We start from the raw sequence: 22,351 nt of genomic DNA on the forward strand, positions 1-22,351 counted from the left end.
GGGTCGGACGGGTGGTGCTGCGGGTCCTGCCGTGGGCCGCGCTCGCGCTGACCCTGGCGTGCACCGGGACCACGCTGGCGTTCGAGCTGTCGGCGGGCGGCCGGTCGGTCGCCGACCTGCTGTACTCCGGCGGGTTCGGGCTGAGCATGCTCGGGTTCGCCGTCGTGGGGGCGGTGCTGGCCTCGCGGCGGCCGGCCAACCCGGTCGGCTGGCTGTGCGCGGCCCTGGCGCTGGTCTTCTGGTCGGCTGCGGTCGCCGGCACGCTGCTCGAGTCGCTGCCGGACCAGCGCTCGTGGCCGCTCGAGCTGGTGAACCGGGACGGCTGGCCGCTTGTCACCTGCCTGGCGGTGCTGACGGTGCTGCTGTTCCCCACCGGCCGGCCGCCGTCCCCCGGCTGGCGCTGGCTCCAGCGGGCCGCCCTCACGGCCATGGGGGTGGCGGTGGTCAGCGGGATCTGGTTCCCGTCCACCGGGGGCGACAGCCCGTCATCGGCGCCGTGGGCGACCGACGGCACGGTCGGCCGGCTCGCGTTGCACCTCCACTACTCGTCGCTGTTCGTGATCGCCGTGTCCTGGTTCCTCGCCATGGCCTCCGTGGGCGTCCGCTACCACCAGGCCTGCCCGGACGAGCGTCGGCAGCTGAAGTGGTTCCTCCTCGCAGTGCTGCTCAACATCGGCCAGCTCGCCGTGGTGCCGCTCGCGCCCGCCGCGGTGGACGCGGCCTACCAGGTGGTGGTCCTGGCCCTGATCCCGGTCTCGATCGGCATCGCGGTGCTGCGGTACCGGCTCTACGAGATCGACCGGATCGTGAGCCGGACGGTGTCCTACGCGGTCCTCACCGGCGCGCTGCTGGTCCTCTACCTGGCTGCGGTGACGGCGCTGCGGCCGCTGCTCACACCGGTGACCGGGACCTCGGACCTGGCGGTGGTGGTGTCCACGCTGGCGGTGGCCGCAGTGTTCGGCCCGGCCCGGAGGCGGGTGCAGGACGTGGTCGACCGCCGCTTCGACCGGACCCGCTACGACGCGTCGCGCGCCGTCGAGGACTACCGCCGGCGGCTGCGCAGCGAGGTCGACCTCGACGCGGTCACGGCGGGCCTGCGGGAGACGGTCAGCTCGACGGTCGGCCCGCAGCGGCTCGGGCTGTGGCTGCGCGACGACGGCCTCACGCGGAGGGCCTGATGCGCGCGGTCCCGCACGCGCGACGGCTGGCGTGGGTCCTCTGCGCGCTCGCCCTGGCGCTGGTGGCGGCGGCGATCACCGTGCGGTTCACCGTCGCCGAGGCCTCCGGGCCCCAGGCGCTCACCCCGACCGAGGTCCTGGTGGGCACCCTCGGCTTCCTCGGGGTGCCTGTCGTCGGGGGCCTGCTCGCCTTCCGCCTGCCGGACAACCCCTACGGCTGGCTGTGGTGCGCCGCCGGGATCTGCCACGGGATCACGGCGCTGGCCGCCGCCCTCGGCGCGGTTCCAGGGGACCTGTCCCGGGTGGCCCGTGCGGTCGAGGGCTCCAGCTTCGTCGTCGGCCTCGTGCTGCTCTCCCTGCTGTTCCTCCTGTTCCCGACCGGGTCGCTGCCCTCGCCCCGCTGGCGCTGGCTGCCGCGGGTCACCGTCGGCCTCGCCGTCCTGGCACTGGTCGCCGGGAGCCTGGCAACGTCCGGGGCCTGGTCCCCGGACGCCACCACGGGCCGCGTCGCGGCGGCCGCGGCCGACGCCGCCGTCACCGGGCTGTTCCTCGCCGTGGTCGTGGCGGCCGTGTCGGTCCTCGCGCGCTACCGGCGCGCCGGGTCCGTCGAGCGCCGTCAGCTCACCTGGTTCGTGGTGGCCGCGATGGCGCTGGTGGTGACGACGTCGCTGGACCTCACCGGCGCACCGGTGCCGGCCGTGGTCTGGGCGGTGGTCGACGCGGTCAGCTTCGGGCTCATCCCGGCCGCGGTGGCCGTCGCCGTCCTGCGCTACCGGCTCTACGAGATCGACCGGATCGTGAGCCGGACGGTGTCCTACGCGGTCCTCACCGGCGCGCTGCTGGTGCTCTACCTGGCCGCCGTCACGGCGCTGCGGCCGCTGCTCACCCCGCTGACGGGCACGTCCGACCTGGCGGTGGTGGTGTCCACGCTGGCGGCGGCCGCGGTGTTCGGCCCCGCCCGGCGGCGGGTGCAGGACGTCGTCGACCGGCGGTTCGACCGGTCCCGCTACGACGCGGCCCGCGCGGTGGACGCCTACGCCCGCCGGCTGCGCAGCGAGGTCGACCTCGACGCGGTCACGGCGGGACTGCGGGACACCGTCGCGGCGACGGTCGGGCCCGACCGGCTGGGCGTGTGGGTGCGCCCCGGCGCCGACGTCCGGAGGGCCTGATGGACCGGACGCGGCGGGTGCGACGGCGCGCCTGGGGGCTGTGCGCGGTCGCCGTCGTCCTCTTCCTCGCCGCTGGGGTCCTCCGGGCCACCGCGGACGACCCCTGGACGGCGCTCGGGGTGGCCGGCTTCCTGGCGGTGCCGGTCGTCGGGGCGGTCATCGCCACCCGTCTGCCGGACAACCCCCTCGGGTGGCTGTGGTGCGCCTTCGGGGTGACGGACGCGGTGCTGGTGCTCACCGGCGAGCTGCGGTTCCTGGCCCCCGGCGCGGTCCCGCTCGCGCTCGTCGAACGGTCGGCGTTCCTGGCCCTGCTGGTGCTGCTCCCGCTGGTCGTCGTCCTCTTCCCCACGGGCCGCCTGCCCAGCCCGGCGTGGCGGTGGCTGTTCCGGGCCGTGGGGCTCTCGCTGGCCGTCGCCGTGGTCGGCAGCCTGTTCGCCACCATCCCGGAGGACCCCGCCGCCGCGGGCCTGCTGAGCCCGGGCGGCGAGGCCGGGCGCCGCTGGTACACCGTCTTCGTCACCGGGCTCAGCGGGCTCTTCCTCGGCTGCGTGCTCGCCATGGCGTCGCTCGTGGTGCGGCTGCGCCGGTCCGGGCCGGTCGAACGGCGTCAGCTCGCCTGGTTCGCCTACGCCGGGCTGGTCAACGCCGGTGCGCTGCTCGTCGCCCTCACGGGCCTCGTCGGGGAGGCCGGGTGGCTGCTGTTCGAGGTGACGTTCACCCTCTTCCCCGTGGCGGTCGGGGTCTCCGTGCTGCGGTACCGGCTCTACGAGATCGACCGGATCGTCAGCCGGACGGTGTCCTACGCGCTGCTGACCGGGGGGCTGCTGCTGGTCTACCTGGGAGCGGTGACCGCCCTGCGGCCGCTGCTGGCGCCGCTGACCGGCACCTCGGAACTCGCCGTGGTCGTGTCCACGCTCGCGGTGGCCGCGGCGTTCCGGCCGGCGCGGCGGCGGGTGCAGGCGGTGGTCGACCGCCGGTTCGACCGGACGCGCTACGACGGCGCCCGGGCGGTGGACGCCTACGCCCGGCGGCTGCGCACCGAGGTCGACCTGCGGCAGGTGACCGAGGGTCTGCGCGACACCGTGGTCACCACGGTCCACCCGGCGTCCGTCGGCGTCTGGCTGCGCGACGGGGGGAGGCCGACGTGACCCCGGTCCGGGCCCGGTGGCTCGGCTGGTCGGTCTGCGCGGTCACCGTGGCGCTGGCCGCGACCGCCGCCGTCGTCGACGTCGTCGAACCCGACGGGACCAGCGACCCGTGGTCCTCCCTGCCCAGCCTCCTCGCGGCCGCCCTCGTCGGAGCGCTGATCGCGGCGCGGCTGCCCACCAACCCGTACGGCTGGGTGGTGAGCGGGTGCGCGCTCGTCGCGGCGGCCGTGCAGGTCGTCTTCACGCTGGGCCGCGGCACCGACGTCCGGGACGACGTGCTCGCCGTGGCGGAGACCTGGGGCTACGGAGCCTTCTTCGTCCTCTTCTACCTCGTGCTGGTGCTGTTCCCCACCGGCCGGCTGCCCGGCCGCGGCTGGCGCTGGTTCCCGTGGGCGGCGGGAGGGCTGGCCGCAGCCCAGGCCGTCGCGGTGCTGGTCGCGCCGCGGGACGGGGACCCGGTCGCGCCGGGACCGTGGCCGGTGGGCGGCGCCGCCGGCCGGGTCTGGGACGTCGTGGTCGAGGTCAGCGTCTACGGAGCGCTGCTGCTGGGCGTCGTGGCGGCGCTCGCGCCGGTGCTGCGCTACCGCCGGGCCGGCCCGGTCCAACGGCAGCAGCTCAAGTGGCTCGCCGTCGCTAGCTCGGCGATGGCCGCGTCGATCCTGCTCGACCTGGTGGCCCCGGAGGGGCTGGTTCCGGGGGAGGCGTACGTGGTCCTCGACCAGGTCGCCTTCACCCTCGTCCCCGTCGGGATCGGCATCGCCCTGCTGCGGTACCGGCTGTTCGACATCGACCACGTCCTCAGCCGGACCGTGTCCTACACCCTGCTCACCGCGGGCCTGGTGGCGCTGTACGTGGGGGCGGTGACCGGGCTCCGGGCGCTGCTCGCGCCGGTGACCGGCAGCTCCGAGCCGGCGGTCGTGGCCTCAACCCTGGCCGTGGCGGCCGCCTTCCGGCCGGCCCGGCGGCGGGTGCAGGACGCGGTCGACCGGCGCTTCGACCGGGCGCGGTACGACGCCGCCCGACAGGTGGACGCCTACGCCCGGCGGCTGCGCACCGACGTCGACCTCGAGACGGTGGTGACCGGGCTGCGGGAGACGGTCACCGCCACCGTCGGTCCCCAGCGGATGGCGCTGTGGCTGCGGAACGGCCCGGCCGGGTCCGGGACGTCGACGTGAGGACGGCGTCCCGCGTGCTGGGCGCCGGCGCGCTGTGCGCCGCGGTCCTGGTGCTGATCGCCACCGACCTGGTCGTCCGGGCGCGGCACCCCGCGGCCTTCCCCGTGGACGGCGGGCTCGGGCTGCCGGTGGCGGCTGCCCTGGCGCTGGCCACCCTGGCGTTCACCGTCGTGGGGGTGCTGCTGGTGTGCCGGGTCGCCGGCACCGCCTACGGCTGGGCCCCCGCCGGACTCGGCCTCGGGATCGCGCTGCTGCAGGCGGGGTTCGCAGTCGGCCAGATCGGCGCGCTGCCGCGGTGGGTGGAGCTGCCGCTCGTCTCGTCGGCGGTCCCGGTCGTCCTGGTCTCGGCCACCGCGGTCTTCGCGCTCTTCCCCGACGGCCGGCTGCCCGGGCCCCGCTGGCGGTGGCTGCCGCCCACCACCGCCGGGGCCGCCGGTGTCGCCGTCGCCCTCGGGCTCCTGCTCGGCCCGGACCCCTCCATCCCGGGCCTGCTGACGCCGGGAGACGACGTCGCCGACGCAGCCGGCACGCTGTCCTCGTGGCTGGTCCTCGTCCTCACCGGCTGCCTGCTGGCCGCCGCCGCGGCACCGTTCGTGCGCCACCGGAGCGCCGGGCCGACCGAGCGGCAGCAGCTGCGCTGGTTCGCGGCGGCGGGGCTGGCGTTCGGCGGGACCGCGCTCGTCGCGTCCCTCGGGAGCGCGGCCGTGCCGCAGGACGACACGGGGCTGGTGGTCGGGGTCGCCGTCGGGGTGAGCCTGGTGCTGCCTCCGGCCGCGATCTGGGTCGCCGTCAGCCGGTACCGCCTGTACGACCTCGACCGGCTGGCCAGCCGCACGGTGTCCTACGCGCTGCTCACCGGCCTGCTGCTCGCCCTCTACCTCGGGTTGGTCACCGGGCTGCGGCCGCTGCTCACCCCGCTCACCGGCACCTCCGAGCTGGCGGTCGCGGCCTCGACGCTGGCCGTGGCCGCGGCCTTCTCCCCGCTGCGGCGGCGGCTGCAGGGCGTCGTCGACCGGCGGTTCGACCGGTCCCGCTACGACGCGGCCCGCGCCGTGGACGCCTACGCGCGGCGGCTGCGGACGTCGGTCGACCTCGACGCGGTCACCGGCGGGCTCCGGGACACCGTGGCGGCCACGGTCGGTCCCGACCGGGTCGGCATCTGGCTGCGCGAGACCACGCCGCCGCGGGAGGCCGGTGCCTGAGGACGGGTCGGGCTACGGCATGGCCGGGTTCAGCCGCTGGAACAGCACGTGGTCCTGCCAGCGCCCGGCGATCCGCAGGTACTGCGGCGCCAGCCCGAACCGGGTGAACCCGTTGCGCTCCAGCACCCGCTGCGACCCGGCGTTGTGCGGCAGCGTGCCGGCCTCCACCCGGTGCAGCCCGAGGTCGTCGAACGCGATCCGCAGCATCGCCGCGACGGCGGTCGTCGCGTGCCCGCGGCCGTTGGCGGCCGACCGGATCCAGTAGCCCACGTTGCACGACAGGAACGCACCGCGGACGACGTTGCTCAGGCTGATCCGGCCCACCACCTGCCCCGCGCCGTCGAGGACCACGTGCGGCAGCCGGAGGCCGAGCCGGTGCTGCTCCAGCACGAACCGGATCTCCTCGCGCTGGACGGCCTCGGTGGCCCAGCCCTCCTCGCGCGCCGGCTCCCAGGGTGCGAGGAACGCGCGGTCCTCCTCCGCGATGCGGGCGAGGACCGGTGCGTCGTCCAGGGCCAGGAGGCGCGTCGTGGTCATCCCCGCACCCTCGCAGAGCCGGCGCCGGCCCGGGGCCGGGGACACTGCAGTCATGACGACGTCCGTCCTGACCCGCGCCCGCACCCGGCTGTCCTCCGCCGTCCTCGTCGCCGCCGGGCTCGCGGCCGGGTTCGGCGTCGCGCAGGGCACCGGCATCCGGGCCCTCGGCGGCGCGGTGTTCGCCGTCGCGGGCCTCGGCGCCGCGGTCCTGTGGGTGCAGCGCCGCGGATGGGCGGTCGCCCTCGGGCTCGGCGCCCTCTACGTCGGCGCGTTCGTCCTGGCCCACGTGCTCGCCCTCGGCGCCGGACTGCCGGCCTGGCTCGCGGTGGGCCTGGTCACGGTCGCCGCCGCAGGGGTGACGTACGCGGCGGCCGACCGCCCGGGGACGGCGGTCAGCGCCCACTGACCGCCGTGCCGGCGGGCTCGCGCCGGGCGGGGAACGGGTCGACGGGCCGGGCCCCGGTCCCGCGCCGGCCGCTCCCGCGCAGCACCCGGAACGCCAGTCCCGGGGCCAGCAGGCCCTCGGGGCGGTCGAGCAGGTTGACCACGCGCAGGAACGCCCGCGCCACGACCGGGTCGTGCTCCGCCGCGACGTGCAGCCGCTCCAGGTAGGCGTTGACCGCCCGGACCCTGGGCGTCCGCGGGCCCGCCACGCCGGGGAAGCGCAGGTCCCCGCCGACGGAGACGTCCCAGGCGACGTCGACGATGCGGGCCGCGGCCGGCAGGAAGCGGCGCGCCAGCCCGCCGGCGCCCTCGGCCAGGCAGGAGCGCAGCTGCACGGCCTCGGCGGCGGCGACGGTCATCCCCTGCCCGTAGACGGGGTCGAAGCTCGCGATGGCATCCCCGACGACGAGGTAGCCGGCGGGGAACCGGTGCAGCCGCTCGTAGCGCCGGCGGGTGCTCACCGGGTACCGGAACCGGACGGCGTCCGACAGCGGCTCGGCCTCCCGCACGACCTCGTGGACGAGGGGGGAGGGCAGCGTCGCGGTGTAGGCCGTGAAGCCGTCGTGGTCCAGGGGCGGGGCGTCGCCGAGGATCCCCCCGACGGAGACGATCCACCGGTCGCCCTCCTGGGGGATCGCCACTCCGCCGCGCGGGCGGTCCGGGGTGGCGGCGACGGACGCGCCGTCCGGGCCCGACGGGTCGCGGCGGTAGGACCGCGACGCGTAGGCCAGGCCGATGTGCACCTGCTCGGTCTCCGGAGCGGGGTGGCCCAGGGCCTCCAGCCACTGCGGGCTCCGCGACCCCCGCCCGGTGGCGTCGACGACGAGGTCGGCCGGGAGCACCTGCGCGGAACCGTCCGCGGCGCCGTCGAGCACCCGCAGGCCGGTGACCCGGCTGGCGTCCCTCGACGCGGCCAGGCCGGCGGCGTCGCACCCGCCGCGGATCTCGACGTTGCCCAGCGCCCGCACCCGGGCGCGCACGCGGGCCTCCAGCAACGGCCGGCTGACCCCCAGCCCGAGCAGGCCGGAGGGCTCCTGGCACAGCAGCCGGCCACCGTTGACCCACCGGAACCCCGACTGGAGGTCGGTGCTGGACACCCCCAGACCGGTCAGCTCGGCGGTGAGCCCGGGGAAGAGCTCCTCCAGCAGCTCGCGGCCGCGGGCGAGCAACCCGTGCGCGTGCCGGCCCTGCGGCACGCCGCGACGGGCGGTCGGTTCGTCGGTGACGGGGTCGCGGTCGACGACCGTCACGGAGTCGTGGGTCTCGCTGAGCACACGGGCGGCCAGCAGCCCGCCCATGCCGGCTCCGACGACGACGGCGTGATCGGTGTGCTCGGACATCGTGTCCTCCTCGGGAGGTCGGGGAGGACACGGTCGGCCGGGGGACTGCTCACCCGACAGGTCGCCAGGTGCCCACTCCCTGCCCGGCGCCGCGGAGCTCCCGCTCCCACAGCCAGGCCGTGATCCGCTCGATGCCGGACCCGAGGTGGCGGCGGTAGGTCGAGAAGGGCAGCCCCAGCCGTTCGGCGGCCGCCTCCTGGGTGGGCACGCCGCGGAAGAACGTCGTGGCGACCGCCCGGTGCAGCCTGGCGTCCCGCGGGTCACCGGCGAGGGAGTCCGTCGCCTCGACGAGGAGGTCGGCGAGGGCCTCGGCGGGGGCCCGCCCCCGGGCCGCGTCGGTCACCACCCGGGACCGGCACAGCGGGTTGCGGCCCAGGTCGCCGGGCCGGCGGGCGGAGCGCAGCGCGTCCTTGACGGCGGCCGCGAACTCCGGCGCGGAGAGGACGGTCCGCTGGGGCGGATCGACCGCCGGCGCGGCCGGTCGCCCGTCACCGGCGAGCTCGAGGCCGGCCAGGGCACCGAACCACTCGGCCATCGGCACCGCCCGCCAGTCGTGTGCGAAGAGCGTGAACGGGCGGCCGCCCACGGTCGCCTGCCCGGCCGGGTGGTGGTCGATGTAGGCCATCTGAGGTGCCCAGAAGCCCGGGTCGGCCAGGACGAGGAAGGACAGGGCCGGTCCCGGCGGCGAGGTCCAGCCGTGCGCGCAGTCGATCTGGATCCGGTCCATGACCGGGGAGGGCCGCTGATAGGACCCCGGGACGACGAAGGTCCGCAGCACGTCCAGCTGCTCACCCGGGCGCAGGGGCCCGGTGGCGTCGACGTGCGCCCAGGCCGCGGCGACCACGGGGTCGGTGGCGAGGTCGGCCGGATCCGGCTCGGACAGCCGCAGGTGCAGCGCGAAGCCGACCGGTCCGGGCTCGCCCGCCCGGCGGTACACGGTGCAGCCCCCGGGTCGCCGGTCGAGCCAGTGGGCCAGCACGCGCGCGGACTCGTCGCCCTCGGCCGTGCGGGTCATCGACAGCAGCGCGGCGCGGTCGGCGTCGCCCGGGGTGTCCGGGTAGACGCCGTCCTCCACGTCCCAGGTCAGGAACGGCGCGAACACCGGGTTGCGCCGGTGCAGGAACATGAGGTCCCGCCAGGTGCGGGCGCCGTCGAGCGGGTTGCGGCGGTGCCGGTCGAGGAGGTGTGCGCGGATCCGCCGGTGCAGGTCGGCGTACCGGTCGGGGTCCCGCCAGCGCAGCTCCGCGTCGAGGACGTCGCGGGCGAGGTCGTGCGGGTGGAGGCCGTCGGCGGCCCGCTCCACGAACGACCGACCCGACAGCCACCGGAAGAGGTCGTCGGCCTCCGCCTCCGGGAGGGCCGCGCGCAGCAGCGACTCCGTGGTCACCCGCGCGTGCGCGCACACCTCGAGCGCCGCGCGGTGCTGCGGCGAGGGCGCCTCGTCGACGATCCGCTCGAGCAGGACCCGCAGCAGGTCGGGGCTGCCGGACCCGGCCGCCGGCACCGGGACGCCGGACGTCGACGCCGTCTCCGCCACCAGGCACAGGGCCAGCGGGTGGCCGCCGGCGAAGCGCAGGGCCTCCTCCCGCACCCGTGGCGGGACACCGCGTGCGGCCAGGAGTCCGGTGGCGTCGTCCGGCGGCAGGTTCCGCAGGGCGACGACCCGGAGCAGTCCCTGCCACGCGGGGTCGAACCGCCAGGCGCTCTCCGGCGGCTCCCGCCCGGCGACGACGGTGAGCGCGTCCGCGGGCAGCCGCGGGAGGAGCCGCTCGCGCAGCCATCCCTGGAGACCCGAGCACCGCTCGAAGGTGTCGACGACCAGCAGCAGCCGGCCGAGGTCGTGCAGGGCCGGGACCGGGTCCTCGCCGGCCGGCAGGCCGAGCTCCTCGGCCAGCGCGGCGAGCAGGCCGTCGGGGGACGGCGTGACGGCGCGGCCGTCGACCACCACGGCGGTCACCCCGGACGCCTCGGCGTCGAGCACGACCCTGCGCAGCAGCGCGGTCTTGCCGATCCCGCCGGGCCCGTGGAAGAACACCACCGCGGCGCCCGGGTCACCGGCCAGCGTGGCCGCGACGAGTTCGCGTTCGGCGTGGCGGCCCACGAACGCCGCCGATCCCGCGCGGCCCAGCCGCGCGGCGAGATCGGTCCTCCCGGCTGCCCGGCCGCGGACGCCCACCCGCGGAGGCTAGCGCCGGACCCGGCGCGTGCGGGCGCCCGTCGCCGCCCCGGTACGGCCGGCGGTGAGTCTCGTCACGATCGCCGCCGCGGGGGTGACGTACGCGGTGGCCGACCGCCCGCGGGCAGCGGTCAGAGCACGCCGAGTGCCTAGAGTGGGAAGGTCGCCGGGCCGGCGGCCGTTGTCCCAGATGCCCGCGAGCGCGTACTGCCGCGGGATCCCCTGACTCCCCGAGGTGCCTCCCGCATGCCCACCCGCGACGACCTGCGCAACGTGGCGATCATCGCCCACGTCGACCACGGGAAGACCACCCTGGTCGACGCCCTCCTCCGCCAGGCCGGGGCTCTCGGCCGCGCCAAGGGCGAGGGCACCGACGCCGACGAGACGCAGACGCGCGTCATGGACTCGATGGACCTCGAGCGCGAGCGCGGCATCACCATCCTGGCCAAGAACACCGCGATCCGGCTGGCCGACGACGAGGGCAACCCGGTCACGGTCAACATCGTCGACACCCCCGGCCACGCCGACTTCGGCGGCGAGGTCGAGCGCGGCCTGTCCATGGTCGACGGCGTCGTCCTGCTCGTCGACGCCTCCGAGGGCCCGCTGCCGCAGACCCGCTTCGTGCTGCGCAAGGCGCTCGGCAAGGGGATGCCGGTCATCCTCGTGGTCAACAAGACCGACCGCTCCGACGCGCGCATCGCCGAGGTCGTCGACGAGACCTACGAGCTGTTCATGGAGCTGCTCGAGGACAACGGCCTGGACACCGACGCCCTCGAGTTCCCGATCGTCTACTCCAACGGCAAGACCGGGCAGGCCTCGCTCACCCGGCCCGCCGACGGCGAGAGCCCCGACAGCCCCGACCTCGCGCCGCTGGTGAAGACGCTCCTGGAGACCATCCCGGCGCCGACCTACGACGCCGAGGAGCCGCTGCGCGCGCAGGTCACCAACCTCGACGCCTCGCCCTACCTCGGCCGGCTGGCGCTGCTGCGCATCCACTCCGGCACGATGAAGAACGGCCAGCAGGTCGCCTGGTGCCGCACCGACGGCACCGTGCAGCGGGTCAAGATCACCGAGCTGCTGATGACCGAGGGCCTCACCCGCACCCCGGCCGACAGTGCCGGCCCCGGCGACCTCGTGGCCATCGCCGGCATCGAGGACATCATGATCGGCGACACCCTCGCCGACCCCAACGACCCGCGCCCGCTGCCGCCGCTGACCGTCGACGAGCCGTCGATCTCGATCACCATCGGCATCAACACCTCGCCGATCTCGGGCCGCTCGGGCAAGAAGCTCACCGCCCGGCTGATCAAGAACCGGCTCGACCAGGAGCTCGTGGGCAACGTCTCGGTGCGCATGCTGCCCACCGAGCGCCCCGACACCTGGGAGATGCAGGGCCGCGGCGAGCTGGCGCTGGCCATCCTGGTCGAGCAGCTGCGCCGCGAGGAGTTCGAGCTCACCGTCGGCCGCCCGCAGGTGGTCACCAAGGAGATCGACGGCCGGCTCCACGAGCCGGTCGAGCGGGTCACCATCGACACCCCGGGCGAGTACGTCGGAACGCTGACCCAGGCGCTGGCCGCCCGCCGCGGGCGCATGGAGAACCTGGTGCACCACGACACCGGGTGGGCGCGGATGGAGTACGTCGTCCCCTCGCGCGGCCTGATCGGGTTCCGCACCGAGTTCCTCACCGAGACCCGCGGCACCGGCGTCCTCAACCACAACCTCGAGGGCTACGAGCCGTGGATGGGCGACATGCGCGCCCGGCCCACCGGGTCCCTGGTGGCCGACCGGCAGGGCGTGGCGACGTCGTACGCGATGTTCTCGCTGCAGGAGCGCGGCTCGATGATGGTCGCCCCGGGCACCGAGGTGTACGAGGGCATGATCGTCGGGGAGAACTCCCGGCCCGACGACATGGACGTCAACATCACCAAGGAGAAGAAGCTCACCAACATGCGGTCCTCGACCGCGGAGGAGCTCGAGCGGCTGATCCCGCCGCGGATCCTGAACCTGGAGCAGGCGCTGGAGTTCTGCGCCGAGGACGAGTGCGTCGAGGTCACGCCGGCCGCCGTCCGCGTGCGCAAGGTGATCCTCGACCAGAACGAGCGCGGCAAGGCCAAGAACCGCAAGCCCAGGGCCTGAGGTCGCTGGAGGGGCCCGGTCCGCACCGCGGACCGGGCCCCTGCCGTCTCCCGGCGGGCACGACCGGCGGCGAGGCGGGAGGGTGGCCGCATGAGCGCGACCGTCGAGCCCTTCGGCACCACACCCGACGGCACCGCCGTCGAGCGCTGGACGCTGACCGCCGGTGCGGTGACCGCGCGCGTGCTCACCTACGGCGGGGTGGTCCAGACCCTGGAGGTGCCCGACCCCGACGGCGGGGTGGCCAACGTCGTCCTCGGCCACCCCGACCTCGCGGGCTACCTCGACGCGGACGACCCCTACCTGGGCGCGCTGGTCGGCCGCTACGGCAACCGCATCGCCGGGGGGCGGTTCACCCTCGACGGTGCGACCCACCAGGTGCCGGCCAACGACGGCCCCAACACCCTGCACGGCGGGCCCGTGGGCTTCTCCGACCGGGTGTGGACCGCCACCGACGTGGGCGACGGCGAGGTGGCCGCCCTGCGGCTGCACCTGGTCAGCGCGGACGGCGACCAGGGCTTCCCCGGCACCCTGACCGCGACGGTCACCTACACCCTGGACCCCGCAGCGCGGCTGACCGTGCACTACGAGGCGACGACCGACGCCCCGACCGTCGTCAACCTCACGCAGCACACCTACTGGAACCTCGCCGGCGAGGGCGCCGGCGACGTCTACGACCACCTGCTGCAGCTCGACGCCGGTCGCTTCACCCCGGTCGACCGCACGCAGATCCCGACCGGCGAGCTCGCCCCGGTGGAGGGCACGCCGTTCGACTTCCGGGAGCCCACTCCGATCGGCGCGCGCATCCGCGAGGCCGACGAGCAGCTGCTCCGCGGGCAGGGCTACGACCACAACTGGGTGCTCGACCGCGAGGACGACGGCGCGCTCCGGCGCGCGGCCGTGCTGCACGACCCGCGCAGCGGCCGGACGCTGACCGTGCGGACGACCGAGCCGGGCATCCAGTTCTACTCGGGCAACCTCCTCGACGGCACGCTCGTGGGCACCGGCGGCGGGGTCTACCGCCAGGGCGACGGCGTGGCCCTGGAGACCCAGCACTTCCCCGACTCGCCCAACCGGCCGGACTTCCCCTCGACGGAGCTCCGCCCGGGCGAGGTGTACGTCAGCACGACGGAGTTCGACCTGGGCACCTGAGCCCCCGCTCCGCCGAGATGTCGTGACGGGCCCGTGACCGCTGGTGATGACCGGCCGGGAGCGGCCGACAGGCCCGGCGCCGGCTCGCGGGGACGCGCGGGCACGCCGACCTACGGTTCTGCCGCGGGCCCGGACGCGGGCCCGCGGCACGGCGAGCGGGAGGCGGGAGCGCAGATGACCCAGGCGGTGCGGGGACCGGAGGGGTTCCGCGGCGGCATCGACGTCCGGGTGAGCCTGCGCGCGGACGCCGGGTCGGGGGAGAACGCCTTCGACGGCGCCTGGTTCCCGCGCAGCCGCGACCTCGCCGTCGAGGTGCCCGAGCTGGTGGCGGCCCTCGACCGGCGCGGCGTCCGCGTCGAGCGGTTCACCCACGCGCTCGAGCCGTGGCTGCCCGCGCCGCGCAAGCTCGTGGTTGACGGCCGCATCGTGCGCACCGGCGGCTTCCGCAGCATGGACCCGGGCGTGGTGTGCCTGAGCTGGGCCGGCGGCAACCGGGTCGCCGACCTGCTGGTGGTCCCTCCGGAGACCGACGTCATCACCGGCGTGCGCGCGCTGCGGCTGTGCACCCGCCGCGGGCTGCCCCGCTCCCCGCAGATGGTGCTGGCCGCCGCCCGGTCCCAGCCCCTGCCGCAGGTCCCCGGCCTGCCCGCCATCCGCGCGGTCTAGTATCTTCCGCCGTCCGCGAACCGGGTGGACGGCGGGCGGCGGGTGCACTGGGCTGCGGGCATGCGACTCCTGGTCCTCGGCGGCACCGCCTTCCTCGGCCGGCACGTGACGACGGCGGCGCTCGGCCGCGGTCACGAGGTGGCCACCTTCACCCGCGGCGTCACCGGCCGGCCCCCGGAGGGGGTCCGCGCGCTGCACGGCGACCGGGACGACCCCGCCGCCCTGCCGCGGGCGCTGGGCGACTGGGCGCCGAAGCTCGTGGTCGACACGTCCTGCCAGACCCGCGCGGCGGCGGAGAACGCGGCGGCCGGGCTGCGCGACGCCGGCGTCCGCGGCTACGCCTTCGTCAGCAGCCTCAACGCCTACGCGACCTGGCCGCCGGGTCCCGTCCCCGACGAGCGGGACCCGACCTGGGACGGTGACGAGGACGAGTACGGCCCGGTCAAGGCGCACGCCGAGCGCGTCCTGGGCGCGGCGTTCCCGGGCCGGTTCCTGACCGCGCGGGCGGGGCTCATCGTCGGCCCCGACGACAACGTGCGCCGGCTGCCGTGGTGGCTCGAGCGCATCGCCCGCGGCGGCCGGGTCGTCGTCCCCGACGCGCTGGACCAGCCGATCGCGCTGGTCGACGTCCGTGACCTGGCCGGCTGGCTGGTGGAGATGGCCGAGCGCGGCACCGACGGTCCGGTCAACGCCACCGGGCCGGCCGGGATGACCACCCTCGGGGACCTGCTGCGGACCTGCCGGGAGGTCACCGGCAGCGACGCGGAGCTGGTGCCGGTGCCCGAGGAGGAGCTGCTCGCCGCGGGCGTCGAGCCGTGGCTGCACCTGCCGCTGTGGCTGCCCCGGGAGACGGCGACGACGGCGTGGGACGTCGGCACCGCCCGCGCCCGCGAGCTCGGCCTGCCCTCCCGGCCGCTGCGCGAGACGGTCACCGACACCTGGGCCTGGCTGCGGGGCGACCCCATCCGGCTGCCCCCGCCGCACGGCCTGCCCGAGCCGGGCCTGCCCGCGGACCTCGAGGCGGCGCTGCTGTCCGCGCGATGATCAGGGTCCCTGATCGTGCGGCGTCCTCCCTCACGGTGGGACGTGAGGGAGGACGCCCGATGATCAGGTCACCTGATCCCAGCGGCAGCCGGGCTCAGTCGCGGGGGTCGGCCGGCCGGCCCGCCCGGAGGCTGCGCTCCAGGTCGGCGACGTCGGCCGCGTCGGGGGCGTGCAGGTGCCGGTCCTCCTCGGCCAGGCGCGCGGCCTCGGCGGCCAGGGCGTCGGCGGACTCCTGCGCCCGGTCCTTGCGGTACTGGCGGTAGGAGTGGACGACCGCGGCGGCCCAGATCGCATAGATCACCGCGTAGACCGCGTAGCGGACCGGGTCGGACGCGTCGATCCAGTCGCTGCGCAGCAGCGTCCGGGTGTTGGTCAGCACGATGATGCCGCCGACCAGCGAGCCGAGGAGCCGCGGCGGCACGTGCCGGACCAGCCATGCGGCGATCGGCGCGGCGACCAGGCCGCCGGCCAGCAGACCCAGTGCCCACAGCCAGTTGACGCCCTGGGAGCCCAGGGCGAGCAGGAAGCCCAGGCTGGCCGCCAGCGCGACGAGGAACTCCGAGGTGTCGATCGAGCCGATGACCTTGCGCGGCTCCAGGCGCCCGCTGGCCAGCAGTGCCGGGGTACCGACCGGGCCCCAGCCGCCGCCACCGGTGGCGTCGACGAAGCCGGCGACGAGGCCCAGCGGGCCGAGGAAGCGCTTGCGCACCGGCTTGCCGAGGTTGCGCCGGTCGATGCCGCGGAGGGTGAACCGGACCAGCAGGTAGACGCCCAGGGACAGCAGGATGAGCGACATCACCGGGGCGGCGACCTCGGTGGAGAGGTTCGACAGCACGGTGGCGCCGGCGAAGGCGCCGACCGCACCGGGGATGCCGACCTTCGCGACGACCTTCCAGTCGACGTTGCCGAACCGCCAGTGCGCGGCGCCGGACATCAGGGTCGTGCCGATCTCGGCGAAGTGGACGGTCGCCGACGCGGCGGCGGGGTTGGTGCCGAAGGCCAGCAGCAGGGTCGTCGAGGTGACGCCGTAGGCCATGCCGAGGCTGCCGTCGACGAGCTGGGCGCCGAGGCCGGCGAGGGCGAGCAGGATCAGGGTCTTCACGGGGGCTGACTCCAGGAGGAGGTGCGCCGGACGCGCGGCAGCACAGGACGCGGCGCAGCACGGCGGCGGGGCGAACGGAGGAGGCGCCGGGGACGGCGCGGGGGGTCAGCGGCCCGGACAGGCGGCGGTGCAGATGCGCAGCAGGTCGACGTGGATGCGTCCCACGAGGAGCACCACGGTCGCCGCCATGGGGCGTATGTCTACCAGATCGATGGGGATAGGCCGAATGCGGGGCGGAGTGGCCTGGTCACGCGCGCGCCCGTCCCCGGGCGGGGGTCAGCGACGCGCCGCGTCGGACTCCGCCGGCGCGGACCCGTCGAGCGCCTCGACCAGGTCGGCCCGCGCCCGGGCGACCCGGGACCGGATCGTGCCGACCGGGCAGCCGGCCACCTCGGCGGCGTCGGCGTAGGAGAGCCCGAGCAGCTGGGTGAGCGCGAAGGCCTCCCGGCGGTCGGGGTCGAGCCGGCCCAGCAGGTCGGTGACCGCGGCGCCCTCGCCCACGCGGTCGGCGGCGTCGGCGGGGGAGAGGGCCTCGAGGTCGGCGTCGTCGCGCACCAGGGTCAGCCGCCGGCGGCGGCGGGAGCGGACGGCGTCGGCGCAGACCCGCCGGGCGATCGACAGCAGCCAGGTGCGCAGCGAGGACCGGCCCTCGAAGCGGTGCAGCCCGGCGAAGGCCCGGGCGTAGGTCTCCTGCGTGAGGTCGTCGGCGGAGTCGCGGTCACCGAGGGCCGCGCACAGCCGCCACACGTCGGACTGGGTGGCGCGGACCAGGGTCGCGGCGGCGAGGGGGTCGCCGTCCGCCGCGGCCGCGGCGACCCGCTCCAGCTCGTCCACGTCGTTCCTCCCGTTGGAATCCCGTCGAGCCGGGAACCGGACGGGCCCTCCGCGACGACTACCTCTCCATGCAGTGTGCACCGTTCCGCGAGGCGGTCTCGGCGCGGCTCGACGGCGAGCCGCTCGGCATGCCCGCCGCCGACCTCGACCGCCACCTGGCCGGATGCCCCGGCTGCGCCGGCTGGGCCGACGCCGCGGGCGCGGTCACCCGGCGGGCGCGGCTGGCCGCGGCGCCCGACGTGCCCGATCTCACGGCGGCCGTGCTCGGTGCGCTGCCGCGGGAGCTGCCCGGCGCCGCGGCCGCCGCCCGCTCCCGGCTGGTGCAGTCGGCGCTGCGACTGGCGCTGCTGGCGGTGGGCGTCGCGCAGGCGGGTCTCGCCTGGCCGGCGCTGACCGGCGGTCGCGCCGCGATGAGCGCGCCGGTGCACGTCGCGCACGAGACCGGCGCCTGGAACCTCGCCGTCGCCGCGGCCTTCCTCGCCGTCGCCGCCGCGCCGCGGCTGGCCGCCGGGGCGCTGCCCTTCCTGGGCACCTTCGGCGTGCTCCTGGCGGCGGTCACCGTGCGTGACCTGCGGGCCGGGCACGTGCACGCCGACCGGGCCGCCGCCCACCTGCTGCTGCTCGCCGGCGTCGTGCTCGTCACCGTCGTCGCATGGCGCCGGCGCGCCCGGCGCGCCGCCACCGTCGTCGCCCGGGAGCGGGTGACCGCGTGAGCGCCCGCACCGCAGTGCCGGCGCGCCCGGTCCTGCTGCTGCTCGTCCTGCTGGCCGGCTGGCTGGGGCTCGGGGTGGCCACCGCCGGGCCGGCGGCCGCGCACGCCGAGCTGGTGTCCACCGACCCGGGGGAGGGCGCCCGCCTCGACGAGGTCCCCGGCGAGGTGACGCTGCGCTTCAGCGAGGGGGTGTCGCTGGGCGCCGGCTACGCCCGGGTGCTCGGCGAGGGCGGCGAGCGGGTCGACACCGGTGCGGCGTCGGTCGACGGCGACACCGTCACCGTCCCGCTGCGCGACGACCTGCCCGAGGCCAGCTACGTCGTCACCTACCGGATCGTCTCGGCCGACTCCCACCCGATCAGCGGGGCCTACGCCTTCGTCGTCGGCGACGGCGAGCTCGCCGACGCCGGCACGGTGGCCGAGCGCGCCGACGTCGACCCGGTCGTGGCCGCCGCGCTGCCCGCCTCCCGCGCGATCGGCTTCGCCGGGCTGGCCGTGGGCCTCGGCGTCCCCGCCTTCCTCGTGCTGTGCTGGCCCGCGGGCTGGGCGTCGCGCACCATGCGCCGGCTGACCACCGCCGGGCTGGGCACCGTGGCCGGGGCCGCGGTGCTCACCTTCCTGCTGCAGGGCCCCTACGCGGCCGGCACCGGTCCCGGCTCGCTGTTCGACCCGGCCCTGCTGGGGACCACGGGCGGATCGTCCTTCGGGCTGACCGTCCTCGGCCGGGCGGCTCTCGCGCTGCTGCTCGCCGCGCTGCTGGTGCCGCTGTGGCGCCGGGCGGGCGCGCCGACGGTGCAGGAGACGGCCGGGCTGGCCGTCGTCGCGGGCGGTGTCGTCCTCACCACCGCGGCGGTCGGTCACCCGGTCGCCGGGCCCCTGCCGGTGTTCGCCACGGCGGTCACCGCCGTGCACGTCGCGGCGATGGCGGTGTGGCTGGGCGGGCTGGCCGCCCTGCTGGTCGGTCTGGCCCGGCCGGGCGCCGAGGCGGGCGAGCTGGCCGGCGCCCTGCCGCGCTGGTCGCGGGTCGTGTCGGCCTCGGTGGTCGCGCTCGTGGTCTCCGGCGTCGTCCAGTCGGTGCGCGAGGTCGGCTCGCCGGCCGCCCTGGTGTCGACCACCTACGGCTGGGTGTTGCTGGGCAAGCTCGCGCTGGTGCTGCTGCTCCTCGCCGCCGCCGGAGTGTCGCGCGTGTGGGTGCAGCAGCACCTCGGGGTCAGCCGCCGGCGGCCGGGCCCGCGCGGGCGCGTCCCGGCCCGCGCCCTCGCCGCGACCGGTGGCCGGGCCCCCGACGGCGCCGAGGACACCGACGAGCCCACCGTCGCCGCGGCCCGGGCCCGCGCGGCCGAGCAGGCCCGCGGCGCCGTGGAGGACGTCGGCCCGCTGCGCCGCTCGGTGCTGGTCGAGGCCGCCGTCGCCGCCGCGGTACTGGTCCTGTCGGCGGTGCTGGTCGGCACCCCGCCGGCCCGCGCCGCGGTCGCCCAGCCGGTCGACGTCACCGTGCCGCTGGAGTCGGCGGCGGGGGAGTCCGGCAGCGTCCAGCTCTCGGTCGACCCGGCCCGCCCGGGCGCCAACACCCTGCACGTCTACCTCTTCGACGACGCCGGGCAGCTCGACCAGCCCGCCGACCTGCGGGTCACGCTGACCGAGCCGGAACAGCAGATCGGCCCGCTCGACGTCGACCTCGAGCCGGCCGGCCCCGGCCACTGGGTGGCCGACGGCATGTCGATCCCCGGCGCCGGCACCTGGACCGTGGCCGTCAGCGTCCGGCTCGACGAGTTCACCGCCGCCACCGCCAGCACCACCTTCCCGGTGCGCTGACCCGCTCCCCGCGGGCCGACAGTGAGGAGAACCGTGTCCCCGACCCCCCTGCGATCGCCGGCCCGTGCCGTCGTCGTCCTGACCGCCCTGCTCGCCGCCCTGGTCGCGTCCGTCGTGGTCGCCACCGGCGCGTCGGCGCACGTGACGGTCTCCTCGGACGACGCCGCCGCCGGCGGCTACGGGAAGCTGACCTTCCGGGTCCCGAACGAGAGCGACACCGCGAGCACCGTGGCGCTGCGCATCTCGATCCCGGAGGAGCAGGCGATGGCCTCGCTGCGGGTGCAGCCGCTCCCGGGTTGGACGGTCACCACGACGTCGTCGCAGCTCGCCGAGCCGGTGGAGGTCCACGGCCAGCCGATCAGCGACTACGTGTCGGTCGTCGAGTTCCGGGCCGACCCCGGCGGCGGCATCGCCCCCGGGGAGTTCCAGGAGTTCGCCCTGTCCGGCGGGCCGTTCCCCGACGCCGCGACGCTGTCGTTCCCGGCCGTGCAGACCTACAGCGACGGCACCGAGTCGGCGTGGATCGAGCCGACCGTCGACGGGCAGGAGCCGGAGTACCCGGCGCCGGTGCTCACGCTGGCCGGTGACACCGCCGCCGCCGCCGCCGGCGCCACGACGTCGGCGGAGGAGCACGCGCACGACGGCGAGGTCAGCAACCAGCCGGCCGGCCTGGCCCTGTTCCTCGCCATCCTCGCCCTGGCCGTCGGGGTCGCGGGCGTCGTCCTCGGCTACCGCGCAGGTCGACGTACCGTGTCGTCGTGACCGCTCCCGTCCGCGGCCGGACCGCCGCGCTGCTGCTCGCCGCCGCCCTGGGCCTGACCGCCTGCGGCTCCGACGACGGGGAGCAGGCGGCGGCCGCGGAGGGGCACGACCACTCGGACGGGCCGGCGGCCACGCTCGAGGGGCCCGGCGACGAGTACGCCGGCATCGACCTGCGCGATCCCTTCCAGCGGCCGTCGTTCACCCTCACCGACAGCAGCGGCGCGGAGTACGACTTCGCCCAGGCGACGGCGGGCAGGCCGACGCTGCTGTTCTTCGGCTACACCACCTGCCCCGACATCTGCCCGACGACGATGGCCGACGTCGCCCTCGCGCTGCGCGACGTCGACCCGGCGCTGGCCGGGGAGGTGCAGGTGGTCTTCGTCACCACCGACCCCGCCGCCGACACCCCGCAGGTCCTCGGCGAGTACCTCGACCGGTTCGACGCCGACCTGCCTACGCAGTTCGTCGGGCTGACCGGCGCGCAGGAGGTCATCGACCAGGCGCAGCTGTCGGCCGGCGTGCCGCTGGCCGAGGACCAGGGCCGGCTGCACAGCTCGCTGCTGCTGCTCTACGGCGCCGACGACCAGGCGCACGTGGCCTTCGACGCCGGCAACACCGCCCGCGACATCGCCGGCGACCTCGAGAAGGTCACCGGGGCGTGAGGGCCGCCCGCCCCCGGCGGGCGGCCGCTCGGCTGCTCGTCGTCGTCCTCGGCGTGCTCGCCGCACTCGCCCTCGCCGGCCCGGCGGCCGCGCACGTCGGCGGGGAGGCGGCCGGCAGCGACTTCGACGGCCGGGTGACCGCCGTGGAGCCGGCCGTGCCCGGGGTGTCGGTGCGGGTGCTGGACTTCGGCGACGCCCTCGAGCTGGTCAACACCACCGCCGCCGTTGTGACGGTGCCGGGCTACTCCGACGAGCCCTACCTGCGGATCGGTCCCGACGGCGTCTGGCGCAACGCGCACAGCCCGGCCACCTACATCAACCTGGACCGCTTCGGCCGGGTGACCCTGCCCGCCGACGCCGACCCGCAGGCCGAGCCCGAGTGGGTGCAGGTGTCCACCGAGCCGCAGTACACCTGGCACGACCACCGCACGCACTGGATGAGCGAGGAGCAGCTCCCGCCCGCCGTCGCGGCCGACCCGGCGCACGCGCACACCGTCTTCGACTGGACGGTGCCGATGCGGCACGGCGACACCGCGGTGACCGTGCGCGGCGAGCTCACCTGGGAGCCGCCGCCCTCGCCCCTGCTGGTCTGGTCGCTGTACGCCGGGCTGTTCGCCGCCGTCGCCGCGGCCGGGCTGGTGGGACGGACGCCGGGACCGCTGGGCTGGGCGCTGGCCGCCGGTGCCGCCGCGGCGCTGTGGCACGCCGCGGCCACGCCGGAGCCGGCGGTGACGGTCTCCTCGCACGCCGCGGCCGTGGTCTCGGCGCTGCTGCCGGCGGTCACCGCGGCGCTGGTCGCGGCGTTCGGCGTGCTCTCCGCCCGCCGCGGCCGGGGCGTGATGGCGGGCCTGTGCGCGCTGGTCCTCGGCTGGCTGCTGCTGGTGCAGGGCCTGCCCGACGTCGACGTGCTGTGGAGCGCGAACGTGGCCGGCGCCGGTCCCGCGGTCCTCGCGCGGGCCGCCGTCGCCGTCCTGGTGGCCGGGGGAGCGGGGCTGGTCGTCGCCGGGCTGGGCGCCGTCCGGCGCTTCCGCGACCCGGAGCCCGCCCGCCCCGCGCCGGAGCCCCAGCCGGCCGGCTGAACGAAGGATCCCTGGGAGAGG

At 76.5% G+C, this 22,351-nt stretch carries 20 protein-coding genes; 15 read left to right on the top strand and 5 right to left on the bottom strand.

Translation table 11 applies throughout. The features are described from left to right. The first annotated feature begins 11 nt into the window (after nucleotides 1-11). The 5 genes from ACI79O_RS07385 to ACI79O_RS07405 are packed head-to-tail and all read left to right on the top strand — an operon-like array spanning nucleotide 12 to nucleotide 5,872. A complete protein-coding gene (locus ACI79O_RS07385) occupies nucleotides 12-1,178 on the top strand; it encodes a hypothetical protein (RefSeq protein WP_456913699.1) in 1,167 nt (388 codons plus the stop codon). After that, nucleotides 1,178-2,347 (top strand): hypothetical protein, encoded by a 1,170-nt coding sequence (locus ACI79O_RS07390; protein WP_456890708.1) that lies wholly within the window; start codon nucleotides 1,178-1,180, stop codon nucleotides 2,345-2,347. Before ACI79O_RS07385 ends, ACI79O_RS07390 begins: the two co-directional genes overlap by 1 nt. Further along, on the top strand, nucleotides 2,347-3,495 hold the full coding sequence (locus tag ACI79O_RS07395; protein WP_456890706.1) for a hypothetical protein: 1,149 nt from the start codon (nucleotides 2,347-2,349) through the stop codon (nucleotides 3,493-3,495). The genes ACI79O_RS07390 and ACI79O_RS07395 overlap by 1 nt, the downstream gene beginning before the upstream one ends. Further along, nucleotides 3,492-4,670: a hypothetical protein gene (locus ACI79O_RS07400; RefSeq protein WP_456890704.1), complete on the top strand. Its 1,179-nt coding sequence runs from the start codon at nucleotides 3,492-3,494 to the stop codon at nucleotides 4,668-4,670. The genes ACI79O_RS07395 and ACI79O_RS07400 overlap by 4 nt, the downstream gene beginning before the upstream one ends. Further along, nucleotides 4,667-5,872 carry a hypothetical protein gene (locus ACI79O_RS07405; protein WP_456890702.1) on the top strand — a complete coding sequence of 402 codons (1,206 nt, stop codon included), beginning with the start codon at nucleotides 4,667-4,669 and terminating at the stop codon, nucleotides 5,870-5,872. The genes ACI79O_RS07400 and ACI79O_RS07405 overlap by 4 nt, the downstream gene beginning before the upstream one ends. Before the next feature lie 12 nt (nucleotides 5,873-5,884). Here the strand turns inward: ACI79O_RS07405 and ACI79O_RS07410 are convergent, their stop codons facing one another. Continuing rightward, nucleotides 5,885-6,409 (bottom strand): GNAT family N-acetyltransferase, encoded by a 525-nt coding sequence (locus tag ACI79O_RS07410; RefSeq protein WP_456890700.1) that lies wholly within the window; start codon nucleotides 6,407-6,409, stop codon nucleotides 5,885-5,887. A gap of 52 nt (nucleotides 6,410-6,461) precedes the next feature. On the opposite strand from ACI79O_RS07410, the gene ACI79O_RS07415 reads away from it, so the two are divergent. After that, a complete protein-coding gene (locus ACI79O_RS07415) occupies nucleotides 6,462-6,815 on the top strand; it encodes a hypothetical protein (RefSeq protein ID WP_456913700.1) in 354 nt (117 codons plus the stop codon). On the opposite strand, the gene ACI79O_RS07420 is transcribed toward ACI79O_RS07415, so the two are convergent. Both ACI79O_RS07420 and ACI79O_RS07425 read right to left on the bottom strand, forming a co-directional pair. Beyond that, complete coding sequence (locus tag ACI79O_RS07420; protein WP_456913701.1) at nucleotides 6,802-8,193, bottom strand: FAD-dependent oxidoreductase; 1,392 nt, start codon at nucleotides 8,191-8,193, stop codon at nucleotides 6,802-6,804. The two genes, ACI79O_RS07415 and ACI79O_RS07420, sit on opposite strands and share 14 nt — an antisense overlap. A 49-nt stretch (nucleotides 8,194-8,242) precedes the next feature. Continuing rightward, complete coding sequence (locus tag ACI79O_RS07425; protein WP_456913702.1) at nucleotides 8,243-10,369, bottom strand: hypothetical protein; 2,127 nt, start codon at nucleotides 10,367-10,369, stop codon at nucleotides 8,243-8,245. 246 nt (nucleotides 10,370-10,615) lie between these two features. Here ACI79O_RS07425 and typA point away from each other — a divergent pair, with 246 nt between their 5' ends. The 4 genes from typA (at nucleotide 10,616) to ACI79O_RS07445 (ending at nucleotide 15,364) form a co-directional block, all read left to right on the top strand. Beyond that, the gene (typA, locus tag ACI79O_RS07430) at nucleotides 10,616-12,505 is read left to right on the top strand and encodes a translational GTPase TypA (RefSeq protein WP_456877815.1); all 1,890 of its coding nucleotides are present in this window, start codon (nucleotides 10,616-10,618) and stop codon (nucleotides 12,503-12,505) included. Between the two features lie 90 nt (nucleotides 12,506-12,595). Further along, nucleotides 12,596-13,654 (top strand): aldose epimerase family protein, encoded by a 1,059-nt coding sequence (locus tag ACI79O_RS07435; protein ID WP_456913703.1) that lies wholly within the window; start codon nucleotides 12,596-12,598, stop codon nucleotides 13,652-13,654. Between the two features lie 174 nt (nucleotides 13,655-13,828). After that, the gene (locus ACI79O_RS07440) at nucleotides 13,829-14,320 is read left to right on the top strand and encodes a DUF5994 family protein (protein ID WP_456890686.1); all 492 of its coding nucleotides are present in this window, start codon (nucleotides 13,829-13,831) and stop codon (nucleotides 14,318-14,320) included. Between the two features lie 60 nt (nucleotides 14,321-14,380). Next, on the top strand, nucleotides 14,381-15,364 hold the full coding sequence (locus ACI79O_RS07445) for an NAD-dependent epimerase/dehydratase family protein (protein ID WP_456913704.1): 984 nt from the start codon (nucleotides 14,381-14,383) through the stop codon (nucleotides 15,362-15,364). A gap of 94 nt (nucleotides 15,365-15,458) precedes the next feature. Here ACI79O_RS07445 and ACI79O_RS07450 read toward each other — a convergent pair whose 3' ends face one another. Together ACI79O_RS07450 and ACI79O_RS07455 are read right to left on the bottom strand one after the other, a co-directional pair. After that, nucleotides 15,459-16,466, bottom strand: a complete 1,008-nt coding sequence (locus ACI79O_RS07450) for a sulfite exporter TauE/SafE family protein (protein ID WP_456890682.1) — start codon at nucleotides 16,464-16,466, stop codon at nucleotides 15,459-15,461. A gap of 276 nt (nucleotides 16,467-16,742) precedes the next feature. After that, on the bottom strand, nucleotides 16,743-17,300 hold the full coding sequence (locus tag ACI79O_RS07455) for a sigma-70 family RNA polymerase sigma factor (RefSeq protein WP_456913705.1): 558 nt from the start codon (nucleotides 17,298-17,300) through the stop codon (nucleotides 16,743-16,745). Between the two features lie 68 nt (nucleotides 17,301-17,368). Here ACI79O_RS07455 and ACI79O_RS07460 point away from each other — a divergent pair, with 68 nt between their 5' ends. The 5 genes from ACI79O_RS07460 to ACI79O_RS07480 are packed head-to-tail and all read left to right on the top strand — an operon-like array spanning nucleotide 17,369 to nucleotide 22,330. Beyond that, nucleotides 17,369-18,013 carry a zf-HC2 domain-containing protein gene (locus tag ACI79O_RS07460; RefSeq protein WP_456890678.1) on the top strand — a complete coding sequence of 215 codons (645 nt, stop codon included), beginning with the start codon at nucleotides 17,369-17,371 and terminating at the stop codon, nucleotides 18,011-18,013. Then, complete coding sequence (locus ACI79O_RS07465; protein WP_456913706.1) at nucleotides 18,010-19,827, top strand: copper resistance CopC/CopD family protein; 1,818 nt, start codon at nucleotides 18,010-18,012, stop codon at nucleotides 19,825-19,827. The genes ACI79O_RS07460 and ACI79O_RS07465 overlap by 4 nt, the downstream gene beginning before the upstream one ends. 33 nt (nucleotides 19,828-19,860) lie before the next feature. Beyond that, nucleotides 19,861-20,589, top strand: a complete 729-nt coding sequence (locus ACI79O_RS07470) for a YcnI family copper-binding membrane protein (RefSeq protein WP_456913707.1) — start codon at nucleotides 19,861-19,863, stop codon at nucleotides 20,587-20,589. Further along, nucleotides 20,586-21,251 carry an SCO family protein gene (locus tag ACI79O_RS07475; protein ID WP_456890674.1) on the top strand — a complete coding sequence of 222 codons (666 nt, stop codon included), beginning with the start codon at nucleotides 20,586-20,588 and terminating at the stop codon, nucleotides 21,249-21,251. Before ACI79O_RS07470 ends, ACI79O_RS07475 begins: the two co-directional genes overlap by 4 nt. Then, nucleotides 21,248-22,330: a hypothetical protein gene (locus ACI79O_RS07480; protein ID WP_456913708.1), complete on the top strand. Its 1,083-nt coding sequence runs from the start codon at nucleotides 21,248-21,250 to the stop codon at nucleotides 22,328-22,330. Before ACI79O_RS07475 ends, ACI79O_RS07480 begins: the two co-directional genes overlap by 4 nt. The last annotated feature ends 21 nt before the right edge of the window (nucleotides 22,331-22,351 follow it).

This window comes from Geodermatophilus sp. SYSU D00696 (assembly GCF_054050235.1).

Bases quoted from the DNA above. Each gene is read 5' to 3' on its own strand.
- ACI79O_RS07460 (WP_456890678.1), top strand. From the start codon at position 17,369: ATGCAGTGTGCACCGTTCCGCGAGGCGGTCTCGGCGCGGCTCGACGGC.
- typA (WP_456877815.1), top strand. From the start codon at position 10,616: ATGCCCACCCGCGACGACCTGCGCAACGTGGCGATCATCGCCCACGTC.
- ACI79O_RS07415 (WP_456913700.1), top strand. From the start codon at position 6,462: ATGACGACGTCCGTCCTGACCCGCGCCCGCACCCGGCTGTCCTCCGCC.
- ACI79O_RS07420 (WP_456913701.1), bottom strand. From the start codon at position 8,193: ATGTCCGAGCACACCGATCACGCCGTCGTCGTCGGAGCCGGCATGGGC.
- ACI79O_RS07410 (WP_456890700.1), bottom strand. From the start codon at position 6,409: ATGACCACGACGCGCCTCCTGGCCCTGGACGACGCACCGGTCCTCGCC.
- ACI79O_RS07390 (WP_456890708.1), top strand. From the start codon at position 1,178: ATGCGCGCGGTCCCGCACGCGCGACGGCTGGCGTGGGTCCTCTGCGCG.
- ACI79O_RS07445 (WP_456913704.1), top strand. From the start codon at position 14,381: ATGCGACTCCTGGTCCTCGGCGGCACCGCCTTCCTCGGCCGGCACGTG.
- ACI79O_RS07440 (WP_456890686.1), top strand. From the start codon at position 13,829: ATGACCCAGGCGGTGCGGGGACCGGAGGGGTTCCGCGGCGGCATCGAC.
- ACI79O_RS07395 (WP_456890706.1), top strand. From the start codon at position 2,347: ATGGACCGGACGCGGCGGGTGCGACGGCGCGCCTGGGGGCTGTGCGCG.
- ACI79O_RS07435 (WP_456913703.1), top strand. From the start codon at position 12,596: ATGAGCGCGACCGTCGAGCCCTTCGGCACCACACCCGACGGCACCGCC.